The sequence below is a fragment of the Sphingomonas sp. genome (assembly GCF_042095875.1).
Classification (GTDB): Bacteria; Pseudomonadota; Alphaproteobacteria; order Sphingomonadales; family Sphingomonadaceae; genus Sphingomonas.
Window position 1 is genome coordinate 20,683 of sequence record NZ_JBELMJ010000011.1, and the last position, 22,161, is coordinate 42,843.

Genomic DNA, 22,161 nt, shown 5'->3' on the forward strand with positions numbered 1-22,161 from the left:
GATGTCGAGGTACGTCGTAGTCGCAATGCTCGCGGCGACCGCCGCCGCGCACGCCCGGACGCCCGCACCCGCCATCGCGTCGCCCGTGCCTGCCCAATCCGCGCAGACATCCGCCGAGCGGGAGGCCGAGGAGCGGTTGCGCTCTGACTGGGCGTGGCTGGCGCGCTACCAATCGGCGAACGCCGCGCTGCGATCCACCCGCGCGCCGCGCATCGTCTTCATGGGTGACTCGATCACGCAGGGCTGGATCGACAAGGTGCCCGCCTTCTTCACCGAAGGCCGCATCGATCGCGGCATCGGCGGGCAGACCACGCCGCAGATGCTGCTGCGCTTTCGGCAGGACGTGGTCGACCTGCACCCGGCGGCGGTGCAGATCATGGGCGGCACCAACGACATCGCCGGCAACACCGGCCCGATGACGCCCGAGCAGACCAAGGCGAACATCATGTCGATGGCCGAACTGGCGCGCGCTAACGGTATCCGCGTCATCCTCGCCTCGGTCCCGCCCGCCGCCAGCTTCCCGTGGCGATTGGGGCTCGCCACCGCGCCCAGGATCGCGGCGATGAACGCGTGGTTGCAGGATTACGCCGCGCGCACCGGCGCGACCTACGCCGATTACTGGAGTGCGCTGCACGACGGCGACGCGCTGCGCCCGGCGCTGACCTACGACGGGGTCCACCCCAACGAGGCCGGCTACGCGGCGATGGCGCCCGTCGCCGAGCGCGCGATCCGCGACGCATTGTCGCACCCCGCGCCACGCGCGGCGCCGCGATGATCGCGCTGACGCTCGCGCTCGCCGCCGCTGCACCGGTGGTCGCGACGAAGAGCGGCCCGGTTCGCGGCGCGGCATTGGCGGGCGGCGGTGCGGTGTTTCGCGGCATACGCTTCGCCGCTCCTCCAACGGGCACGCTGCGCTGGCGGGCACCGGTCGCGCCCGCGCCGTGGCGAACGCCCGCCCCGGCTAACGCCGCGCACGCCGCCTGCCCGCAACCCAGCTATGGCGCGTGGAACAGCCGTGCCGCGGCGTCCTCCAGCGAGGATTGCCTGTTCCTGGACGTGCGCTCGCCGCGCCTCGACCCGCGCGCGCAGCTGCCGGTGATGGTGTGGATACACGGCGGCGGCAACCGCGGCGGTGCGGGCGGCGGCACCGTTGAATCGCGCATCACCGATAAGGGCGTCGTGCTGGTCAGCGTGCAGTACCGCCTTGGCGCGCTGGGGTTCATGTCGCATCCGGCGCTGAGTGCCGAGCAGGGCGGCGCGTCGGGCAACTACGGGTTGATGGACCAGCGGGCGGCGTTGCGGTGGGTGCGCGAGAATATCGTCAACTTCGGCGGCGATCCCGCGCGGGTCACGATCGCGGGAGAGTCGGCGGGCGCGCAGGACGTCGGGCTGCAGATGCTGTCGCCCGCCGCGCGCGGGTTGTTCGCGGGCGCGATCGCGCAGAGCGGCACACCCGGCTTCGGCGTCGCGCCGCGCACGCTGGCGCAGAACGAGCAACTGGGCATCGCGATCGTCGCGCGCGCGGGCGCGAAGGGAGCGGTCGCCGCGGCGGCGCTGCGCGACCTTCCCGTCGCCAGCGTCCTCGCCGCGCAGGAGGCGGTGGACGTGCCCGGCCTGGACGACGACAGCTTCATCTGGTTGCAAGCGGTGGTCGACGGTCGCGTGCTGCGCGAGACGCCCGCAGCTGCGCTCGCGGCCGGACGGGTCGCGCGCGTGCCGCTGCTGATCGGCGCCAACGCGCAGGAGTTCACCAACTACACCGGGCGAGATCCCGGCCCAGTGGTCGCGCGCGAGTTTCCGCGCAACGCGCGAGCGGTGCGACGCGCCTACGGGCTCGACGGCACGCCCGCGCCCGACCCGCGGCGGGGCGACGTCGCGATGCGGCTCGGCACCGATCTGGTGTTCACCTGCCCGACCGTCGCCGTCTCGCGGCAGGTCGCCGCGACGGGCGCGCCGGTGTGGCAGTACCAGTTCGACTACGCCCCCGCCGGCAAGGTCGTCAGCCACGGCAGCGAGATGGGTCTCGTCTTCGACACGCCATCCGCGGGCGCGCCGCGGTTGCGGGATTACTGGGTCGCATTCGTCAAGCGCGGCGACCCGAACGGGTCCGGTCTATCGACCTGGCCGCGCTACGATGCCGGCGAGCGCCGCTACCTGGCGTTCGAGCAAGGCGGCACCGTCTCGCGCGCGCGGCTGCGCGACGACGTCTGCCTGCAGCGACCGACGCCGTGACCGCGCCCCGCGCGACGGTGACCTGCGTCCAACCCTCCGCTCGGAAAGGCTCAAGAATGAAGCGTCGCTCAGGGATCGCGTCGACCGCGCTCGCCATCATGCTGACGATCGCGGGCGGCGCGGCGGCGCAGGACCAGTTGCTCGATCCCAACACGCTGCGGCCATCGCTCGACCCCGCGCGCACCGCCAACGGGCTCGCGCAGACGCCGCCAATGGGTTGGAACAGCTGGAACAAGCACGGGTGCGACATCAACGAGCGGATCGTCCGCGACGCCGCCGACGCGATGGTCGCGAGCGGCATGAAGCAGGCCGGCTATCGATACGTGGTGATCGACGATTGCTGGCACGGTTCGCGCGACCCGAACGGCGTCATCGCCGAGGACAAGGCCAAGTTCCCGTCGGGGATGAAGGCGCTGGCCGATTACGTCCACGCGCGCGGGCTGAAGTTCGGCATCTACTCCGATGCCGGGCGCAAGACCTGCGGCGGGCGGCCGGGCAGCCAGGGCCACGAGTATCAGGACGCGCTCACCTACGCGCGTTGGGGCGTCGATTACCTGAAGTACGACTGGTGCTCGACCGGCGTGCGCAACGCGGAAGAAGCTTATGCGCTGATGGCGGACGCGCTGCGCGCGACGGGACGCCCGATCCTGCTATCCATCTGCGAGTGGGGCAACAACCGTCCGTGGGAATGGGCGGGGAAGATCGGCAACATGTGGCGCACCACCGGGGACATCCGCGATGCCTGGGCCGGGCGCGTCACCTACTCGCTGGGCGTGATGGACATCGTCGATCGCAACGAACCGCTCTACCCCTACGCCGGGCCGGGTCACTGGAACGACCCCGACATGTTGGAGGTCGGCAACGGCGGGCTGAGCGACACCGAAGCCCGCGCGCACTTCAGCTTATGGGCGATCATGGCGGCACCGCTAATCGCGGGCAACGACGTGACGCGGATGAGCGAGGCGACCAGGCGCATCCTGCTCAACGAGGAGGTGATCGCGGTCGATCAGGACGCGCTCGGCCGGCAGGGCCGGCGCGTGCGCGACGACGGCGACCAGGAGGTCTGGTCCAAGCCGCTCGCCGATGGCAGCCGCGCCGTGCTGCTGCTCAATCGCGGCGCGGCACCGGCGCAGATCGCCGTCAACTGGCCCGAGATCGGCTACCCGGCCGGCGTGTCGGCCGCGGTCCGCGACCTGTGGGCGCATCGAAGCCTCGGCCGACCGAAGCGGCGCTATGCCGCTGAGGTGCCGGCACACGGAACCGTCATGCTCCGCATCACGCCCTGAGGCTCGCGCCCGCGCGGTGATGCCGCACGGCCGCGCGATCGTCGGCGTGTGCCGAACCTCTTGCCCGCTCGCGTGTTCTGCCAGCATGACCGTCCGGGAAGCATCTCCGTCGTGAGCCGATCGCTGCGGGCGAGACCGGCCGCGTTGCTGCTCGGCGCAGCCTTGCTCGGGTGCGCGCTCTTCTTCCTGCTCGCCTATCGACCCGCGATCGCCGAGGTCGCGCGGCCCGACCCTCGCTCGTTCGACCCCGCGCTGGTCGCGCGCGGCGCCGATCTGGCGCGGGTAGGCAATTGCGTCAGCTGCCACCAGTCGAGCGGCGGGCGACCCTATGCGGGCGGTTACCGCGTCAAGACGCCCTTCGGCGCGATCTACGGCAGCAACATCACGCCCGATCCGGACACCGGCATCGGAAGCTGGTCGCGCGCCGCGTTCGACCGCGCGCTCCGCCGCGGCGTCGGGCGCGACGGCAGCCACCTCTACCCCGCCTTCCCGTACACGCACTACGCCGGGGTCACCGACGCCGACGTGACGGCCCTCTATGCCTTCCTGATGACCCGGCCGGCGGTGCGCGCGGTGCCGCCCGCCAACGAGCTGATCCCGCCGCTCGGCTTTCGCCCGCTGCTCGCGGGGTGGAAGCTGCTGTTCTTCCGGCCCGAGCCGCTTCGCGCCGATCCGGCGCGATCCGCCGCGTGGAACCGGGGCCGCTATCTCGGCGAAACGCTGGCGCATTGCAGCGCCTGCCACAGCCCGCGCGGCCTGCTCCAGCAGGAGAAAGGCGGCGACCGTGCCTATGACGGCGGCTGGTCGGGCGGCTGGTACGCGCCCCCGATCAATGCGCGCTCGCCCGCGGTCCGCGCGTGGACGCCCGAGCGGCTGGAAGCGTATCTGCGTACCGGGCTGAGCGTCCATCACGCCGCCGCCGCGGGACCGATGGGGCCGGTGACCTACAATCTCGCGCGCGCCGACGCGGCGGACGTGCGTGCGCTCGCGACCTATTACGCGTGGTGGATGCGCGACGCGCCCGCCGCGCGGACCGAGCCGGCGTTGCCCGACCGGCGCGCCGCGGCGACGCGCGCGCACCCGGCCGGCGCGCGATTGTACGCGGGCGCGTGCGCGGTGTGCCACGAACCCGGCGCGCCGATGGTTCAGGCCGGCCGCCCGGTCCTGCCGCTCGGCACCCCGCTGCACGAGGACAATCCGCGCGACACGATCCAGATCATCCTGCAGGGGCTGCGGCCGCCTGTGTCGGCGAGCAGGCCGTACATGCCCGCCTATTCCGACGCGCTGAGCGACGCGCAGGTGGCCGAGATCGTCGGCTATCTTCAGGCGCGACATGGCACCGGCCCGGCGTGGAAGGACCTGACGGCCGCGGTCGCGAAGGCGCGAGAGGAGGGCGAGTGATCGAGCTGAAGGTGAACGGCCGCGCGGCGCGCGTCGAGGTCGATCCGGCCACCCCCCTGCTCTACGTCCTGCGCGACGACCTGCACCTGCACGCCGCCAAGTTCGGTTGCGGGCTGGGACAGTGCGGTGCGTGCACGGTGCTCCTCGACGATCGCCCGGTCTTCGCGTGCCTGCTGCCGGTGGGAGCGATCGGTCACCGCGCGGTCACCACGGTCGAGGGCTTAGGCAGCGCGGACGCACCCGGCGACGTGCAGCAGGCGTTCCTGCACGAACAGGCCGGGCAGTGCGGCTACTGCATCCCCGGCATGATCGCGCGTGCCGAGGCGCTGCTGCGGCGGACGACCACGCCGAGCGAGGACGACATGCGCGCCGCCATGGCGCCGTCGCTGTGCCGTTGCGGCACGCACATGCGTATCCTGCGCGCGGTGCGCCGCGCCGCCGCCGCGCGCGGTGGCGGGGTGGTCGACCCCGCGGAGCCGGTCGCGTGACGCCGACGCGCCGCGAGATGCTGGGCGGGCTGGTCGTCGCCTTCGCCATCGCGCCCGCCGCGGCGCAGACCGGCGGTGGCGAGGGCAGCGGCGGTCCGCCGACGGTCGCGCCCGACCTGCCCGGCACGCTGTCGAAGTTTCCCGACCTCGACGCCTGGATCCGCATCGCGCCCGACGGCCGCGTCACCGTGTTCACCGGCAAGGCCGAGCTCGGCACCGGCATCAAGACCGCGATCGCGCAGCTCGCCGCCGACGAGCTCGACGTCGCGCTCACCGACGTGAACCTCATCACCGCCGACACGGCGCTGACCCCCAACGAGGGCGTGACCGCGGGCAGCCAGACGATGGAGCAGAGCGGCACTGCCGTCGCCAACGCCGCCGCCAACGTGCGGCTCCTCCTGGCCGAGGCCGCGGCCGCGCGCTGGGGCGTCGCCGCCACCGACCTGTTCACGCGCGACGGCGCGGTGCTCGACGGGCGCGGGCGACGATTGTCCTACGCCGAGCTTGCCGCCGCCACCTCGCTCGCGGTGCGCGCGCGCAACGACGTGCCGCGCAAGCGGGTGGCAGCGCGCCGGCTGATCGGGCATTCGCTGCCCCGCGTCGATCTGCCCGCCAAGCTGACCGGGCAAGCCGCCTATGTCCACGATATGCGCCTGCCCGGCATGGTGCACGCGCGCGTGCTGCGCGGCCCGGCGTCGGGCACGCGCGCGCGGCTCGACCTCGCCGCGATCGCGCGCGAGCCCGGCGTCTCGCGCGTCGTTCAGCTCGGCAATTTCGCCGCGATCGTCGGCCCGCGCGAGTGGCCGCTCGAACGCGCGCTCCACGCCGCGGCGCGCGGCGGGTCGACGCCCAGCCCGCCCGCCGAACTACCCGGCGCGTTACCCGAAGCGCTGCTCGCGATGCGACGCGAGAGCCGGACGATCGCCGATCGCCGCGACGATCCCGCCGCCCAGCCGGTCCGCCAACTGTCGGCGCGCTACGACCGGCCGTACCTGATGCACGGCGCGATCGGTCCGTCGTGCGCGGTGGCGCTGTTCCGCGACGGGCAGCTGACCGTGTGGACGCATAGCCAGGGTGTCGAGCCGCTGCGCCGCTCGCTCGCCGAACTGCTGTCGATGTCGCTCGATCGGATCCGCTGCGTCCACCGCGAGGGCGCGGGCTGCTACGGCCACAACGGCGCCGACGACGTGGCGGGCGACGCCGCGCTGGTCGCGCGCGCGGTGCCGGGCGTGCCGGTGCGGCTGCAATGGAGCCGCGAGCAGGAGCACGGCTGGGAACCGCTCGGCCCCGCGATGCTGGCGCAGCTCAACGCCGCGCTCGACGCCTCGGGTCGGATCGTCGACTGGCGGCACCAGGTGTGGAGCAACACACACAGCACGCGCCCGAGCGCGGCGGGCGACCTGCTCGCCGGGCAGGAGATGGTGCCGCCCTTCCCCGCCACCCCGCCCAAGCCGATCCCGCAGCCCAACGGCGGCGGCGACCGCAACGCGATCCCGCTATACCGCTTCCCAAACCAGCAGGTCGTCAGCCACTTCCTCCCCGACATGCCGATCCGCGTGTCGGCGCTGCGGGGGCTCGGCGCGCACTTGAACATCTTCGCGCTCGAGAGCTTCATGGACGAACTCGCTGCGGCCGCGCGGCAGGACCCGGTCGCGTTCCGCCTCGCGCACCTCGACGATCCGCGCGCCGCCGCGGTGATCCGGCGCGCGGCCGAGCGGTTCGGCTGGTCGCGCTACCGCGCCGCGCCCAACCGCGGGCGCGGGTTCGCGTTCGCGCGCTACAAGAACCACGGCGCCTATCTGGCGGTCGCGCTCGACGTCGAGCGCGTGCCAGACGAGGGACCCGTGATCGTCCACCGCGCGGTTGCCGCGGTCGACAGCGGGGAAGCGGTCAACCCCGATGGCATCCGCAATCAGGTGGAGGGCGGGATCGTCCAGTCGCTGAGCTGGACCGCGTTCGAGCAAGCGAGCCACGACGGCGCGCGGCGCACCGATTATGACTGGAGCACCTATCCGATCCTGCGGTTCGGCGACGCGCCGCTCAGCGTCGCGGTCGAGGTCGTCGATCGACCGGGCACGCCGTTCCTGGGCACGGGCGAGTGCGCGCAGGGGCCGACCGCGGCGGCGCTCGCCAACGCGCTGGCGATGGCGACGGGCGAGCGGCTCCGCTCGCTCCCGCTCGCGCGCGCGGGGTTGCGGCCGGGCTGACGCCCGTCGCCGGCGCCGGCTCGCTCACGCCTCGGTCAGTTCGACCACGTCGAACGCATAGTCGGTCCAGCCGCGTTGCCGCGCCGCGTCGGGGATCGCCGCCTTCTTGCCCTGCGCCTTGGCGAGCGACTTGGCGTGGCCCCAGAACAACTCGGTCCGCCCGTCACCCAGCGTCGCGACGATCCGCCAGTAGTGCGTGAAGGGCAGCGCGGTCGGACCGATCGTCTTGACGTAGCCGTCGGGCAGGGTCGCGACCAGCACGCGCTTCTTTCTCGCCATCGCGCGCAGATAGCGGGTGCGCGCCAACCCTTCCAGCACCACGCGTGCCGCCGCCGTCACGGTCGGACGCGGTATAGCGCCCGGTGACCGAGCACGAACAGCGTGCGGCCGTCCTCGCCACCGAAGACGAGCTGGATCGGGCGCTCGGGCACGTCGATCCGACCCGCGGGGGTGCCGTCGCGGTCGTAGATCCACACCTGCCCGTTGGCAACGAACACGCGCCCGTCCGGTCCCACCGCCACGCTCTCGCCGCCCCGCGCGGCGAACGGCCGCAGGTCGGTGAGCGCGCCCGTCGCGCCGACGAGCGCGCTGTAGGTCCGCGCTTCCGAGGCGTTGGTGACGTAGACGCGCGTCCCCGGCCGCGCGGTGACGAAGCCGTAGCTGTCGAGCGCGTGTGAGAAGCGGCGCGCGCGGAAATCGGCCGGTCCCTGCTGGAACACGCGGTACGCCGGCAACGTCACGCTGCCGTCGGGCGAGACGTACCCAAGCGTCGCGGGCGTGGCGGCATCGCGCGCGAACAGGTCGGCCAGCGTCGCGAAGCGCAGCGTCTCGCTGTTCAGCTGGTCCCTGAACTCGCCGTTGGTCCACCAGTTGCCGGGCAGCGCGAGCGTCGTGGCATCGCTCCGCCCGATCGGCGTCGGCGCGATCACCGTCACCTCGCCGTCGGGGCTGCCGGGGCGGAAGCTGTACACCGTGCCGTTCCGCCCCGCCGACGAGAGCACCATCAGATTGCCCGAGCGGTCGGCCGCGAGGTTCACGGCGTCGGCCGTCGCGTCGCGCTCGATCCCCAGCCCGCGCCGCGCATCCCAGCGATAGATGCGCTGCTGGGTACGGTCAACGAAGTAGAGCGTGCCGTCGGGCGTCGTGGTCGCCCCGCCGATCGCGTCGAAGCCGTCGCCGATCCGGTCGACCCGCGCCGCGGCAGCAGGAGTCGCGCGTTCCGGCACCGCGGCCACGTCCAGGCTGGCGAACTCGCGCTCGCGCACCTCCAGCCCGCTCGGCACGTCGCGGATCGCATTCTCGTACGGGAACTTGTTGGCGCGCAGGAACGTCGCGCAGCCGTTCTCGTCGCACGTGCCCAGCCCGCTCTCGGCGTTGACGTGGACGTTGCGGAACCGGACGTTGCGGCTGTTGTACAGCGTCACCGCCGCGGGCTTCGCCTTCTGGGTGCGGGTGACGCGGTAGGCGTGGAGGTTGGCGATCAGCAGGTCGCGCGAGTCGCGTATCTCCATCGCCACCGCGTCGCGGCTCTCGCCGCCCTCCTCCTCCGTCTGCGGGGCGAGGAGCTCCCAGTTGGCGACGCGGTTGAGCCCGATCTCGACCCGACCGTGGTGCTCGGCCGACATCTGGTACACGTGCCCCGGCGTGTCGGTGTCGGAGACGTAGAAACCCGCCTGCGCGTAGGTGTTGGGCGTCCAGATATTGTTGAACGTGCCGCCCCCGCCGCGCGTCACCCACAGGCTGGGATATTGCGCGTCCCAGCGCCTGGCCGGGTCGGCGTCGCTCGTCGCGTTGGCGTTATACGGCACGAACCGCTTGCCCCCCGCCAGGTCGGTCCCGTGCCCGCCCTGGAACTTGACGTCGTCGACCAGCGAGTCCGCACCCGCGGTCCACAGCAAGGCGGTGGCGCGCGGGTTGATCCCGCCGGTGAACAGCCCCAGTCCCGACACGATCGCGTCGCCGCCGTCGGCGCTCTGGATCAGCGCCTTGGGCGCGCCCACGCCTTGGTAGGCGGGCGTGCCGTCGGGCAGGATAATCTGCGTCAGATTGGGGTGCAGCGCCACCAGCACGCTGTCGGGGCGCAGCCGCAGCGTGTCGCGCACGACGTAGCGGCCGGCGGGGAAATAGACGACGCGGTGTTCGTCGATCGCGCGCTGGATCGCGGCGGTGTCGTCGCTGCGATCGTCGCCCTTCGCGCCCACGTCGCGCACGTTGAACCAGTCGCTCGTCACGGGCAGCGCGCGGATCGCGTCCGCCCGCCGCGCCGGCAGCGCGCCCAGCGCTTCGGCGTCCGCACGCGTTCGATAACTGCCCATCGCCCCGAGCGCGGGCACCGACAGGCCGTAGCTGAACGCCCGCATGCGGTAAGCCGCGCCCCGACCCGCAACCGTCCGGCCGCTGTCGCGAAAGCGCGCAAAGGTCGGCGTGCGCGCGGCCAGCGCATCGTCGAAGCCGATCTGGGTGTACGGACTGTTCTCGTTCGAGATGATTACCGCCGCGCGCGAGACGTTCTCGAACCGCACGTCCTTGCCCCACAGCCAGTCGCCGTAGCCTTCGTCGATGTCGATGCCGACCGGCGTGTCGCGGATCGAAACGTTCACCATCGTCAGCCCCGCCTCGTGCTCGCGGATCGCGGCGTCGCGCTGACCCTCGAACGTCGCGTCGATCAGCGCGAACGGCCAGGCGGGCGAGGGCTTCTCGGTCAGGATGCCGTAGCGCCCGCCGCTGAAATGCAGGTCCTGCCCGATGTTGCCGACCTGGTACAGCCCGGCGAGCGCCGACCCGAGATCGAAGCGCATGTGGCTGACGTAGGCGTGCTGCGCCGCGTGGAACCGGATCGCCGCCGCGGCCGGGTTGCCGCGCCCGACGCGGATGTCGACGTTGCTGATCGCGGAGTAGAAGGTGCCGGGGTTCGCGTCGGCGATGGCGGGATCGAAGGGGACGCTGCCGGACGGCGGGAACGGCACGCGACGCCCGCCCGCGCTCGCGCGCCGGGCGCCGGCGAAGATGATCATGTTGGCGATCCCGCGGCTGAACCCCGGCGTGTTGTCGCCCAGCACGATGCGCGGCCGCGTCGCGCCGACGCCGAACAGGCGCACGCCCGGCCACAGATAGATGGTGCGCGTGATGCGGTAATCGCCCGCGGGCAGGAACACGATGCCGCCGCCGCCCTGATCGGCCGCGGCGTCGATCGCGCGCTGGATCGCGAGGCTGTCGTCGGCGCGCCCATCCCCGGCGCCGCGCACCGTTGTCGCGCGCGCGTCTACCGGCGCGGTGGCGAAGACGGATCGCTGCGCCGCCACCGGCATCGCGCCGACGATCGCGACCGGGAGGACGAGTGCCGCTGCGGAAAGGCGATGCATGCTAGGAACCTCGCGTGGAAAAAAAGTGCCCCGACGCGAGCGCCGGGGCAAGGGGGGAGCGGAGACGGGAACAGCGATCCTCTCGGAAAGCGCGTTCGCGTCAAAACTTGAAGCGGACACCCGCGCGGAACACGCGCCCGATGATGTCGTAGAGCTGCGGATTGATGTCGACGCCGGTGTTCGTCTGCGGCGACGGCGTGGGGTCGCGGTTGAACAGATTGTCGATCTTGAAATAAGCGCTCAGCCCTTCGGAGACATTGTACGTGCCGCCGATGTCGAAGTAGAACGCACCGTCCATCTTGTTGAAGTCGATCGTCGGCGCGTTCGCGGTCGACACCGGGCAGTTGGTGTCGCACACCACGTACTGGCTGCCGAACACGCCGTCGGAGAACCAGCGCTGCTGCAGGAACAGCGAGAACTGGTCCTGCGCGTAGGTCTGCGTCACCAGCCACTTCCAAGACGGCGTCGCGCCCGTGTTCACGCCCGCGGTGTCGATCGGCACCGTGCCCGGCAGGCCTAGGTCGGTGACGAAGTTGATGACGTGGGTGGCGAGCCCGCGCAGCGTGAACGAGCCCGGCAGGCCGAGCGGTTGCTTCATTTGGTAGCTCGCCTCGATGTCGAACCCTTCGGTTTTGATCGACGCCAGATTGAACGGCTGCACGTTGACGAAATTGCCGACGCCGCCCGGTCCATTGAGGAAGAACGAGCCGCACAATTGCGTCACGCCCTGCTGGCAGTAATTCACCAGCTGCTGCGCGCCGAGCGCGGAGATCACGTCCTTGATCTTGATGTGGTAGTAATCGAACGAAAGGCTCAGCCCGGGCAGCCACTCGGGACGCGACAGCACCGCGCCCAGCTCGGTGTTGCGCGCGGTCTCGGGCACCAGGTTGGCGTTGCCGATCGTGTTCTGCGAGATCGCGACCGCGGTGTTGTTGAACGGGTTGGTGAAGTTGGGCACGTTGACCGAGATCGGCGCGGCGAACAGCTCGGACAGGTTGGGCGCGCGCACGTCGCGCGACGTGACCGCGCGCAGGCGGAAGCCGTCGAGCGGCGTGTCCCACGTACCGCCGACCTTCCACGTGTAAACGGTGCCCGACGTGCTGTAGTTGGTCGCGCGCCCGGCGAGGTTCACGTTGGCGGTGCCCGCGCCGTCGGGATCGTTCAACACCGGCACGTTGAGCTCTAGGTAGCTTTCCAGCACCGAATAATCGCCGCGGCCCGCACGGTAATTGCCCGCGTACCAGTTGCCGCCGCCGTCGGCGAGCAGCGGATCGGCCGGGTAGTCGGCATTGTACGGGGTTGCGCCGGTCAGGATACCGTTGCCGTACGGGTCCGCGGTGACGCGGTAGAATTCGTGCCGCCACTCGGCGCCTAGCGCGACTGCGATCGGCCCCGCCCAGGTCGAGAATGCGTTGCCCGAGATGTTGGCGCTCGCCACGTCCTGCGTCTGGCGCGTGTGCTGGAACGGACCGTTGGCGGGTTGTAGGTACGCCAGCGCCTCCGCCGACAAAGGCGTGCCCCCGAAGATGTTGATCGGGACGCAGCCGGTGGCGCGCGCCACGGGATCGCGGCAGACGATCGCACCGCTAGCATTGCGCGTCGCGTCGATCGCGCGCAGGTAGCGGCGCGGGATCAACATGTTGCTGACGGTGATGTCGGTGATGTTCTCGCCGTGCTCGTAGTAAGCGTCGTAGCGCCAATCCTGCCCCAGCGCCTCGACCTTGCCGTTGGCGCCCGCGACGAAGCGATATTGCTTGCGCGACGGCTCGACCTTGATGTTCGGCAGGATCGCGTTGCTGACGCCGTAGCCGAAGGTGCCCGACGCCGGGCAGAGCGCGGCGACCGAGCCGGGCAGGAACGGATTGTCGCACCGCATCGTCAGGCTCGACTGCGCCGCGCCGGGATTTGGCTGGTTGGAGCTGTCGACCTGCGAGATGTTGACGGTGGCGTAGATCTCGTTGTCGGCATTGACGTCGAAGCCGAGCCGGCCGTAGCCGTTGTAGCGATCTAGCCCCGATTTCAGCGTGGTGCCGATCCCGACGTTGCCCGACAGGTCGCCGCCGATGCAGAAGCCGACGTAGCAGCCCGCGACGTTGCCGGTGTTGTTGCGCGTCGGCACGCCGTTGGAGCCGTATTGGAAGGCGAACGGTCGACCGTCGCGGTCGAACGCGGTGCCTTGCAGCGGACCGTTGTTGATCAACCCGTACAGCGCGTACTGATACGCCTGCGCGTGCTCGCGGTAGTTGAACTGCGGTCGGCCGTCGTTGGTGATGCCGCGGTTGACGATGGTGGCGGTGGTGTACCAGTCGCGACCCGCCGGTGCGTCCTCGCCGTACCCGCCCGGCCCGATGCCTTCCTCGTGCGCGTACTCGCCGCTGACGATCAGATGCAGGCGATCGTTGGCGAACGACTTGCCCGCCGCCAATTGCACCAGCACCGATTCGTCGTCGCCGTAGGTGCTGATGCCGCCCTGGACGTTGCCCTTCAGCCCGGTGAACCGCTTGTTGGTGATGAAGTTGACGACGCCGCCGACCGCGTCCGACCCGTAGGAGGCCGACGCGCCGCCCGTCACCACGTCGACGCGCTCGATCAGCAATTGCGGGAACTGGCTGATGTCGGGCACGCCCGTCACGTTCGCGCCGACCACGCGCTGCCCGTCGAGCAGCGTCAGCGTGCGGATGGTGCCAAGGCCGCGCAGCGAGAAGGAACTGAGCCCCTGCGTGCCGCTCGACGTGCTGTTGGTGCCGGTCGTGACGCCGGTCGATCCCTGCAGCGAGGGCAATTGCGCGATCGTGTTGAAGATGTTGGGCTGCGCGTTGGCCTGGATCTGCTCTGCGCCGATCACGGTGGTGGGCGTCGGCGCGGTGAACCCGCTCGACTGGATGCGCGAGCCGGTGACCACGATGTCGGACGAGGCGGCGGGCGGCTGATCGTCGTTGGCGTCGATCGAGGTGCCGGGCGCGGCGGGGGCCTGCTGGGCCTGGTCGAGGGGCGGGCCTACCACGACGGGCGCGGGCTGATCGGCCGGCGGCGCGGTGGTGTTCTGCGCCGCGGCGGGCATCGCCAGCGCGCAGGCGAGGATCGGGGCCAGGCTGGCGCGCAGCAGCGCGACGCGGCGGCGGGCAATCCTCGGATCGGCGGTCTTCATCGTGTCTCTCCCCCTTGTTCGTTATCTGGTTTCGTCGCGGTCACGGGCGCGCGGCGTAGAGTGCGTGGTGCGTCAGGATGAACAGCGTGCGCCCGTCCGCGCCGCCGAACAGCAGCTGGAGCGGGCGGTCGGGCACGTCGATCCGGCCGATCTCGCGGCCGTCCGCGGCGTAGGCGAACACCTGTCCGTTGGCGACGAACACGCGCCCGTCCGGTCCCTTGACCACGCTCTCGCCACCGCGCTGCGCGAACGACTTTAGGTCGCTCAGCGTACCGCCCGCGCCGACCACGCCGCTGTAGGTCATGTTCTCCGAAGAATTGGTCACGAACACGCGCTCGCCGGGCTTCCCCGACACGAAACCGTGCGCGTTGAGCGCGTCCGACCAGCGCCAGCCGATGTGATCGGGCGTGCCCTGCTGAAAGGTGCGGAACGCGGGCAGCACCACGCTGCCGTCAGCCGACGCATATTGGCGCGACTTATGCGCCGCGACATCGCGCGCGAACATCTCGCCGAGTGTCGTGAAATGGTCACGTGCGGGATCGTACTGGTCGCGGAACTCGCCGTTGTTCCACCAATTGACCGGCAGCAGCACGCGTGCCTGATCGTTCGCCGCGCCGCCAGGCATCGTCGCGGTCGCTGCCAGCACGCTCACCTGCGGATCGTAGCGGCGCGGATCGACTTGATAGACGGTGCCTTCCGGGCCGTAGCTCGACAGCACCAGCAGCTTGCCCGACGCGTCCACCGCCAAATTGACCGGGTCGAGCGCGTGGTCGCGCACGATCTCCAGCCCCTTGGCTTGCGTCCAGCGATAGATGCGCTGGAACCGCCGCTCGACGAAGTAGAGCGCGCCCGATGCGTCGGTTGCACCGCCCGAGATCGAGAAGAAACCGTCTTCCAGCTTCTTCACGCCCGTGCCCAGCCGCGACACGGCGGGTGCGACGGGTCGCGCCGGCACGTCGAGCCGCGCGAACTCGCGCTCGCGCACGTCGAGCTTGTGCGTCATGTCGCGGATCGCGTTCTCGAACGGGAACTTGCTCGCGCGCAGGAAGGTGCCGCAGCCGTTCGCGTCGCAGGTCGCGAACCCGCTCTCCGCGTTGACGTAGACGTTCCGGAACCGGATGTCGGACGCGTTGAACAGCTTCACCGCCATCGGCGCGGGATGGTAATTCCGCGTCACCCGGTACGCGTGGTAATTGGCGAACAGCAGATTGCGCGAGTTGCGGATCTCCAGCGAGACCGCGTCCATCCCCTCGCCCACTTCCTGCTCGGTCTGCGGCGCGAGCAACTCCCAGTTCTCGACATTGTCGAACACGAATTCGTTGCGGACGTGGTGCTCGACCGACATCTCGTACACGTGGCCGGGCACGCGCGTATTGGAAACGTAGAAGCCCGCCTGCGCGAAGGTGTTGGGGCTCCAGATGTCGGCGAACGTGCCGCCGCCGCCGTCGACCCAGATGCTGGGAAATTGCGCGTCCCAGCGATTGGCCGCGATCGGGTCGCCACCGTCTCCGCGCCGCTCGCCAAGCCCCTTGCCGTCGACGGTCGGGGTACCGCCGCCGCCCATGATCTTGACGTCGTTGAGCAAGCTGTCCGCGCCCGAGCGCCACACGATGTTCGCCGCGCGCGGGTTGATCCGGCCGGTGAACAGCCCGAGCCCTTGCACGATGTTGCGCCCGCCCAGCGGCGTCTCGACGATCGGCACCACGCTGCCGATGCCGGCGTGGCGCGGGTTCTCGTCGGGAATGACGAACTGCGTCATCGCCGGGTGCATGCCGATCAGCACCGTGTCGGGCCTCAGCCGCAGCGTGTCGGTGACGATGTAGAAGCCGGTCGGGAAATACAGCACGCGCTGCGTGTCGATCGCGCGCTGGATCGCGGCGGTGTCGTCGGTGCGCCCGTCGCCGCGCACGCCCAGCGTCCTGACGTTGGTCCACTGCGTCATCGCGGGCAGCGCGCGGATCGCCGGCGCGCCCGCCGCCGGCAGCGCGCGCAGCGGCGCGATCCGCACGTCGGTGGCGGTCTTGCCGACCGTCTCCAGCCCGTCCACCGCGACGCCGTGGCTGAACGAGGAAACGCGGTACGCGCCCGCGCGGCCGGGGATCACCCGCTCGGCGTCGGCGAAGCGCACCAGCGTCGGCACGTTGGACGCGACCGCGTTGTCGAGCCCGACTTGCGTGAACACGCTCTTCTCCGCGCCGATCATCAGCCCCGCGCGCGACACGTTCTCCAGCCGCAGGTTCTTGGCCCAGAGGCTGTCGCCGTAGCCTTCGTCGATTTGCACGCCGACCGGCGTGTCGCGGATCGACACGTTAACCATCGTCAGCCCGACCTCGTGCTCGCGGATCGCGGCGTCGCGCTGCCCGTCGAAGGTGGAGTCGAGCAGGGTGAACTGCCACGCGGGCGAGGTCTTCTCGGTCACGATGCCGTAGCGGCCGCCGTGGAAGTGGACGTCCTCCATGACGTTCCCGGCCTGGTAGACGCCGGCGAAGCCGGAGCCCAGGCGGAAGTCCATGTGACTGAGGAAGCCGTGCTGCGCTACGCGGAAGCGGACACCCGCGGCGGCCGGGTTGCCGTCGCCGATCTCGACGTCGACGTTGCTCATCGAGGAGTAGAAGGTGGCGGAATTGGCGTCGCGCACTACCTTGCCCGCCGGCACGACGCCGGGCACCGGGACCGGCACGTCGCCGACGTTGTACTGGTCGCCGCCCGAGAAGACGATCATGGTCGACACGCCCTGCTGGAACCCGGGCGTGTCGGGGGCGAGCACGATCACCGGACGCGTCGGACCGGTGCCGAACACGCGCACCCCGATCGGCACTACCAGCGTTCGGGTGATGCGGTAGCGGCCCGAGGGCAGGAAGACGAGGCCGTGCCCGTTCTTGTCGCGCGCGGTGTCGAGCGCCTGCTGGATCGCCGCGGTGTCGTCGGCGCGTCCGTCGCCCTTCCCCTTGACGATCCTGGCGGCGGGATCGTCGGGCCGCGTCGGCAGCGCGGAGATGCTCACGCCAGTGCGTGCGGCGGTGCGCGCGGGCGCGGCCAGCGCGATCGGCGACACCGTGGCGGTCAGCATTGACGCAAGAATGAAGCTGAAGCGCATGTTCTCTCCGACGCGGCGTCGCTCGCCGTCGACGCCTACCGACGACCCCTAGGCCGCGGCGCCGGAACGGGCATCCGCGACGATGGTCGTAGTTTCGCGGCCACGCGCTCGCGCGTAGCGAGTGGAGGAACCAAGCCGCCGCTTCCCGCGTCGGCGCGCGCATGGAGTTTCTCGCGTGAACCGTTCTGACGCGGACGCCGGCGTACCCTCCGCCATTGTCGTGATGGGGGTCAGCGGTTCCGGCAAGTCGACGCTCGGGGCATTGCTCGCGCACGCGCTGCACTGCCCCTTCCTCGAAGGCGACGACTTCCACGACGCGGCGGCGGTCGCGAAGATGCGCGCTGGCCACGCGCTCGTGGACGACGATCGCTGGCCGTGGCTCGATCGGCTGGGACAGGCGCTGGGGCAGACGGCCGCGGCGAGCGGGTGCGCGGTCGCGACCTGCTCGGCGCTGCGCCGCAGCTACCGCGAGCGGTTGATCGCCGCGGCGGGCGAAGGCACGCGCTTCGTGCTGTTAGATGCTGACCGCGACGAGCTGCTGCGGCGCGTGTCCGACCGACCGGGGCATTACATGCCGCCCAGCCTGCTCGACAGCCAGCTCGATACGCTGGAACGACCCGGCACCGGAGAGCGGGTGCTGGCGCTCTCCTCGTGCATGACGCCCCAGGAACTATGCGAGCGGACGGTTGCGTGGCTGCGGCAAGGCTGAACAGCTGATCGACTGAGCTTACGCGTCGCTCATAGCCCGCGTCACGGCATCAACCGCTTGCGCCCTTCCGACAGGTGCCAGCGCATCGCCAGCGCCGCGCCGTCCGCGTCCTGCGCGCGGATCGCGTCCACGATCATGTCGTGCTCGCGCATCATCGCGCCGATCACCTCGGGCGGGCGCGAGCGCGAGATGTCGACGCCCGCGCGCATGATCTTATCGATGTCGGCGAACAGCGCGTCGAACGCCGACAGGAACGCCGGGTTGGCGGTCGCCAGCACGATGCAGCGGTGCAGTTCCATGTCCTCGTCGTGCGCGGGCGCGCTCGACAGCAGCGTGTCGCGCAATCGCGCCAGCGCGTCCTCGATCGCGGTCAATTCCTCCTGCGAGCGCCGCGCCGCCGCCAGCCGCGCGGTCTCGGCCTCCAGCACGAAGCGAACCTCGTAGGTGCCGAGCGTGGTTGGCAGTTCCGCCATCGGCACGTAGGCGAGCATCCGGTCGGACGGCCGGCTCTTCACGAACGATCCCGCGCCGCGCCGCGGCTCCGTGATGCCGTCCGACGCCAGCCGGGCGAGCGCCTCGCGCACGATGGTGCGCGACATGCCGAACATTTCCGCCAGCCGTGCTTCCGACGGCAACCGGTCGCCGACGCACAGGTCCTCGCCGTTGATGATCTCCACGATGCCCGTATAGGCACGGTCCGTCAGCCGTTCCCCACCCATGCCGGCGCTCCTTTCTCCCGCTCAGAATAGCGCGCTGGCGCCCAGGACCAAGAGCAATCCGATCACCGATATGGCGGTTTCCAGCGCCGACCAGGTGCGGAACGTGCCTGGCGTGTCGGTGCCGAGATAGCTCTTCACCAGCCAGAAGCCCGGATCGTTGACGTGGCTGAAGAACACCGATCCCGCCCCGATCGCGAGCACGGTCCACTCAGGGGACGCGCCCGTTGCCGCGACCACGCCGGGCATCACCCCCGCGGTGGTGATCGTCGCCACGGTGGCGGATCCGGTGGCGAGCCGGATGCACACCGCGATGCCCCAGGCGAACAGCAGCGGCGACAGCGACGCGCCGGTCGATGCGCGCACCAGCAAGTCGGACAGGCCGGCGGTGACCAGCACCTGCTTCAACGCGCCGCCCGCACCGATCGCGAGCAGGATCGCGCCCGCCGGCGCCATGGTCTCGGCCCAGATCGCGGACTGGATCGGCGCGCGCAGCGCCGCGCGCCCGAACAGCAGCGGCAGCGCGGCGAGGCACGCGATCAGCAACGCGAGCACCGGATTGCTCGCCGCGCGCAGCCACTCGGCCGCGCCCGCCAGCCCCGCGGGCAGCAGCGCCGGCACCTGCCCCGCCGCGATCAGCACCACCGGCAGCAGCACCACCAGCAACGCGCGCCCGATCGGCGGCGCGGGCACCTCGACGCGCGCGGGCGCCAGCGTCGGCGCGCCCAGTGTCACGCCGCGCGCGGTGATCCGCGCCAGCATCGGTCCCGCCAGCACCGCCGTCGGCACCGCGACGACCAGGCCGTAGAGGATCGTGCGACCCAGGTCCGCCCCTAGCGCCTCCACCGCCAGCAGCGGTCCGGGGTGCGGCGGCACCAGCGCGTGGACCACCGATAATCCGGTCACCGCCGACAGCATCAGCCGCAGCTTCGCCGCGTCGTTCGCGCCCGGCAACGCCGCCGCCGCCGAGGCGACGATCGGCAGCAGCAGCACCAGCCCCGTCTCGAAGAACAACGGCAGCCCGATCACCAGCGCGGTGACGAGCGCGGCCCAGGGCGCACCCTTCGGCCCCGACCAGCGCAGCGCAGCCCGCGCGATCCCCGCCGCGCCGTCCGACAATTGCAGCATCGCGCCGAGCGCCAGGCCCAGCGCGACCACCAGGCCGGTACCCCCCAGGATGTCGCCCGCGCCCTTCTGCACCGCCTTGGCGGTGTCGGCGATCGGCAGCCCGGCGAGCAACCCAACCGCGAAGGCGCCGCACAGCAGCCCTATGAAGGGGTGAAGCCGCGCGCGAACGATCAGCACGATCGACAGCGCGATACCCGCCAGCGCGGCGAGCACCAGCTGCACGTCGGCCCCGGTCACAAGCGCGACCGATCGATTGGGTCCGCTCCACGCACGTCGCCGCCACCGCCTGCCATCGCTCGCCTCCCCTTGCGCGGTGCGCCAGCCGGCGCCTCCGTCGATGCGCAAACCTGTATGACAGAAATGACCGAAATCAAGCGAGAACCGCGGTTAAGCGTCGATTGGGGCTTGAACCTGTTGGACCGCTTCATCTAACACGCTGGAAACAACGAGTCCGAACGGATCGCGCAGGCGACCCGATCTCCGGACAAGCACAGGGAGGCAGCGCATGGGCGAACATCAGCGTCACGACACCTTCGGCACCGTGGTGGAGCTCGTGCCGGCCAGTGCAAGGCTGACCCCGACGCAGCTCAAGGTCATGCAGGGTGTCCGCTCCGGGCTGCTCAACAAGCAGATCGCCTACGACCTCGGCATCGCCGAGGCGACGGTGAAGGCGCATATGACGGCGTTGATGCGGAAGTTGAACGTGCACAACCGCACGCAGGTGGCGGTGGCGGCGCAGGCGATGGGGTATGAGCAGCGCCTGGCCGGCTGAGCCGTCACGCCCGCGTCACAGCCGCAGGCTGAGCCACCCTGCGACGAAGTCCGAGCTGCGATACCCCGCATCGCTCAGCGCCGACTTGGCCTGCAGATGCTCGTAGCGTCCCGTAAACGACAGCCGCGGCGAGATCGACCATACGAGCTGCACGCGCGCGGTATCGGCGATCCGGCGACAATCGACGTTCTGCGTGCCGGCGAACGCTTGCCCGTTGGCGCGGTAGACCGCGTCGGTGACGCTGTCGCGCCACGACCATTGGTATCCCAGCGCCAGCCGTACCTGGGGCAGCGGCTGTAAGCTGACGTTGGGCGCCAGCGCGATCAGGTTGGTGGGCGTGGTGAAGAGCTGGTAGCTGTAGTAGACGTTGTTGCCGAACGGCGCGAGCGCGTTGCGCAGCGTGCCGCGACCGTAGGCGCCGCCCCCGCTCGCGTAATCGACGTGCATGCCGACGCGCGGCGCCTGGCGACCCTTGCCGAGCCGGTAGCTCTGCGCCAGCAGCAGCTGCCACGCCGAGATGTTGCGGCTGTCGAACGATCCGCCCTGATGGTTGATCGTCCAGTCGAGGTTGACCGGCCCCACGTCGCCCCAGACGTGCAGCCCGTAGAAGCGGCGCACCTCGCGCGCCCTGCGCCCACCCCAGGTCGCCGCGCGGTTGCGCAGCCGCCACACGAACGGGTCGACGTACAGTTTCGACCCGCCGAGCGCCTCGGTCGGCACGACGAACCCGGTCGACACGCCCGAGAAACGCCGCCCGTCCGCGTTGAGATCATCGCCCGTCCCCCCGTTGCCGAGCCGCGTCGGCGTGAAGTCGAACACGTCGACCCGCGCCTTGGCGACGCGGCCCCAGGCGCGCACGCCGTTGTAGGTGAAGAAGATGGTGTTGTTGTCGCGCGGCACGACCAGCAGGTTGGGACCGTCCGCGAACGTCTGGCGACCGACGCGGATGCCGAGGTCGACCGCGCCGAGCGTCGCCGTGGCGTCGGCGAAGGATTGCTGCACCACCAGCCGGTTGCGCAGGAAACCCGAGGGCGCACCAATGTTGCGACCGGAGATGCCGCCGTGCGCGAGTTCGCCGAAGACGCGGACAAGCTCGCCCAGGTGCAGGTCGGCGCCCGCGACCAGCCGGTCGATGTCCTGGCGCTGCGCCGCGCGCGCGCGCAGGTCGGGGTTGGTGGTCAGGTTGACGCGCAGCCGTGCCTCCCCCGACAGCGTCAGGTAGACGTCGTCGCCGCCCAGCGGAATGTACTTGAGCCGGTCGAACACGTCACGGCGTTTGGCCGGATCGCGCAGGCGACTCCAGTCCTCGGCCCAGCGCGACTGGTTGTAGCCCCCGGCGGTGACGCCGTGGCCGACCGCCTCGACCGGGTAGGATTCGGACAAGGGCGCGGCAAGCGTCTGGCGCGCGCGCTCGTCCTGGATCGTGGCGGGCAGGGTTGGTGCGGGCTGGGCCGGGGCAGGCTGAGACGGGCTGGCGGCGGTCTGCGCCAACGCCGGAACCGCGGTCAGCAGGGCGAGCGACGGGGTGGCGACCGCGAGGCGGCGCGAAAAGATCGACATGAAAACGGGTCCTTGCTGGCGGGCGGACGCGCGCGGATGGTGGCGCCGCGTCCGC

The 22,161-nt window shown here is 70.9% G+C and carries 15 protein-coding genes; 8 read left to right on the forward strand and 7 right to left on the reverse strand.

All coding sequences use genetic code 11. The features are described from left to right. Position 1 precedes the first annotated feature (1 nt). From ACFDS6_RS05980 to ACFDS6_RS06005, 6 genes are all read left to right on the forward strand, one after another. A complete protein-coding gene (locus ACFDS6_RS05980) occupies positions 2-775 on the forward strand; it encodes an SGNH/GDSL hydrolase family protein (protein ID WP_375271206.1) in 774 nt (257 codons plus the stop codon). Continuing rightward, positions 772-2,232: a carboxylesterase/lipase family protein gene (locus ACFDS6_RS05985; protein WP_375271207.1), complete on the forward strand. Its 1,461-nt coding sequence runs from the start codon at positions 772-774 to the stop codon at positions 2,230-2,232. Before ACFDS6_RS05980 ends, ACFDS6_RS05985 begins: the two co-directional genes overlap by 4 nt. Before the next feature lie 56 nt (positions 2,233-2,288). After that, on the forward strand, positions 2,289-3,518 hold the full coding sequence (locus ACFDS6_RS05990) for a glycoside hydrolase family 27 protein (protein ID WP_375271208.1): 1,230 nt from the start codon (positions 2,289-2,291) through the stop codon (positions 3,516-3,518). 111 nt (positions 3,519-3,629) lie between these two features. Continuing rightward, positions 3,630-4,919, forward strand: coding sequence for a c-type cytochrome (locus ACFDS6_RS05995; RefSeq protein ID WP_375271209.1), 1,290 nt, complete (start codon positions 3,630-3,632; stop codon positions 4,917-4,919). Then, positions 4,916-5,407 carry a (2Fe-2S)-binding protein gene (locus ACFDS6_RS06000; RefSeq protein WP_375271210.1) on the forward strand — a complete coding sequence of 164 codons (492 nt, stop codon included), beginning with the start codon at positions 4,916-4,918 and terminating at the stop codon, positions 5,405-5,407. Before ACFDS6_RS05995 ends, ACFDS6_RS06000 begins: the two co-directional genes overlap by 4 nt. Then, positions 5,404-7,614 carry a molybdopterin cofactor-binding domain-containing protein gene (locus tag ACFDS6_RS06005; RefSeq protein ID WP_375271211.1) on the forward strand — a complete coding sequence of 737 codons (2,211 nt, stop codon included), beginning with the start codon at positions 5,404-5,406 and terminating at the stop codon, positions 7,612-7,614. The genes ACFDS6_RS06000 and ACFDS6_RS06005 overlap by 4 nt, the downstream gene beginning before the upstream one ends. A 24-nt stretch (positions 7,615-7,638) precedes the next feature. Here the strand turns inward: ACFDS6_RS06005 and ACFDS6_RS06010 are convergent, their stop codons facing one another. From ACFDS6_RS06010 to ACFDS6_RS06025, 4 genes are all read right to left on the reverse strand, one after another. After that, on the reverse strand, positions 7,639-7,893 hold the full coding sequence (locus tag ACFDS6_RS06010) for a hypothetical protein (RefSeq protein WP_375271262.1): 255 nt from the start codon (positions 7,891-7,893) through the stop codon (positions 7,639-7,641). A gap of 56 nt (positions 7,894-7,949) precedes the next feature. Then, positions 7,950-10,976, reverse strand: coding sequence for a glycosyl hydrolase family 28-related protein (locus tag ACFDS6_RS06015; RefSeq protein WP_375271212.1), 3,027 nt, complete (start codon positions 10,974-10,976; stop codon positions 7,950-7,952). A gap of 100 nt (positions 10,977-11,076) precedes the next feature. Further along, entirely contained in the window at positions 11,077-14,124 is a 3,048-nt protein-coding gene (locus ACFDS6_RS06020) for a TonB-dependent receptor plug domain-containing protein (protein ID WP_375271213.1), read from the reverse strand. A 40-nt stretch (positions 14,125-14,164) separates the two neighbouring features. Continuing rightward, positions 14,165-17,221, reverse strand: coding sequence for a glycosyl hydrolase family 28-related protein (locus tag ACFDS6_RS06025; RefSeq protein WP_375271214.1), 3,057 nt, complete (start codon positions 17,219-17,221; stop codon positions 14,165-14,167). A 223-nt stretch (positions 17,222-17,444) separates the two neighbouring features. Between ACFDS6_RS06025 and ACFDS6_RS06030 the strand changes: the two genes are divergently transcribed. After that, on the forward strand, positions 17,445-17,930 hold the full coding sequence (locus tag ACFDS6_RS06030; protein WP_375271263.1) for a gluconokinase: 486 nt from the start codon (positions 17,445-17,447) through the stop codon (positions 17,928-17,930). Between the two features lie 41 nt (positions 17,931-17,971). On the opposite strand, the gene ACFDS6_RS06035 is transcribed toward ACFDS6_RS06030, so the two are convergent. Both ACFDS6_RS06035 and ACFDS6_RS06040 read right to left on the reverse strand, forming a co-directional pair. Next, positions 17,972-18,649, reverse strand: coding sequence for a FadR/GntR family transcriptional regulator (locus tag ACFDS6_RS06035; RefSeq protein WP_375271215.1), 678 nt, complete (start codon positions 18,647-18,649; stop codon positions 17,972-17,974). A 21-nt stretch (positions 18,650-18,670) separates the two neighbouring features. Continuing rightward, on the reverse strand, positions 18,671-20,011 hold the full coding sequence (locus ACFDS6_RS06040) for a GntP family permease (RefSeq protein WP_375271216.1): 1,341 nt from the start codon (positions 20,009-20,011) through the stop codon (positions 18,671-18,673). 268 nt (positions 20,012-20,279) lie between these two features. Here ACFDS6_RS06040 and ACFDS6_RS06045 point away from each other — a divergent pair, with 268 nt between their 5' ends. Continuing rightward, a complete protein-coding gene (locus ACFDS6_RS06045; RefSeq protein ID WP_375271217.1) occupies positions 20,280-20,546 on the forward strand; it encodes a response regulator transcription factor in 267 nt (88 codons plus the stop codon). A gap of 15 nt (positions 20,547-20,561) precedes the next feature. Here ACFDS6_RS06045 and ACFDS6_RS06050 read toward each other — a convergent pair whose 3' ends face one another. Continuing rightward, positions 20,562-22,106, reverse strand: a complete 1,545-nt coding sequence (locus ACFDS6_RS06050; RefSeq protein WP_375271218.1) for an alginate export family protein — start codon at positions 22,104-22,106, stop codon at positions 20,562-20,564. Positions 22,107-22,161 lie beyond the last annotated feature (55 nt).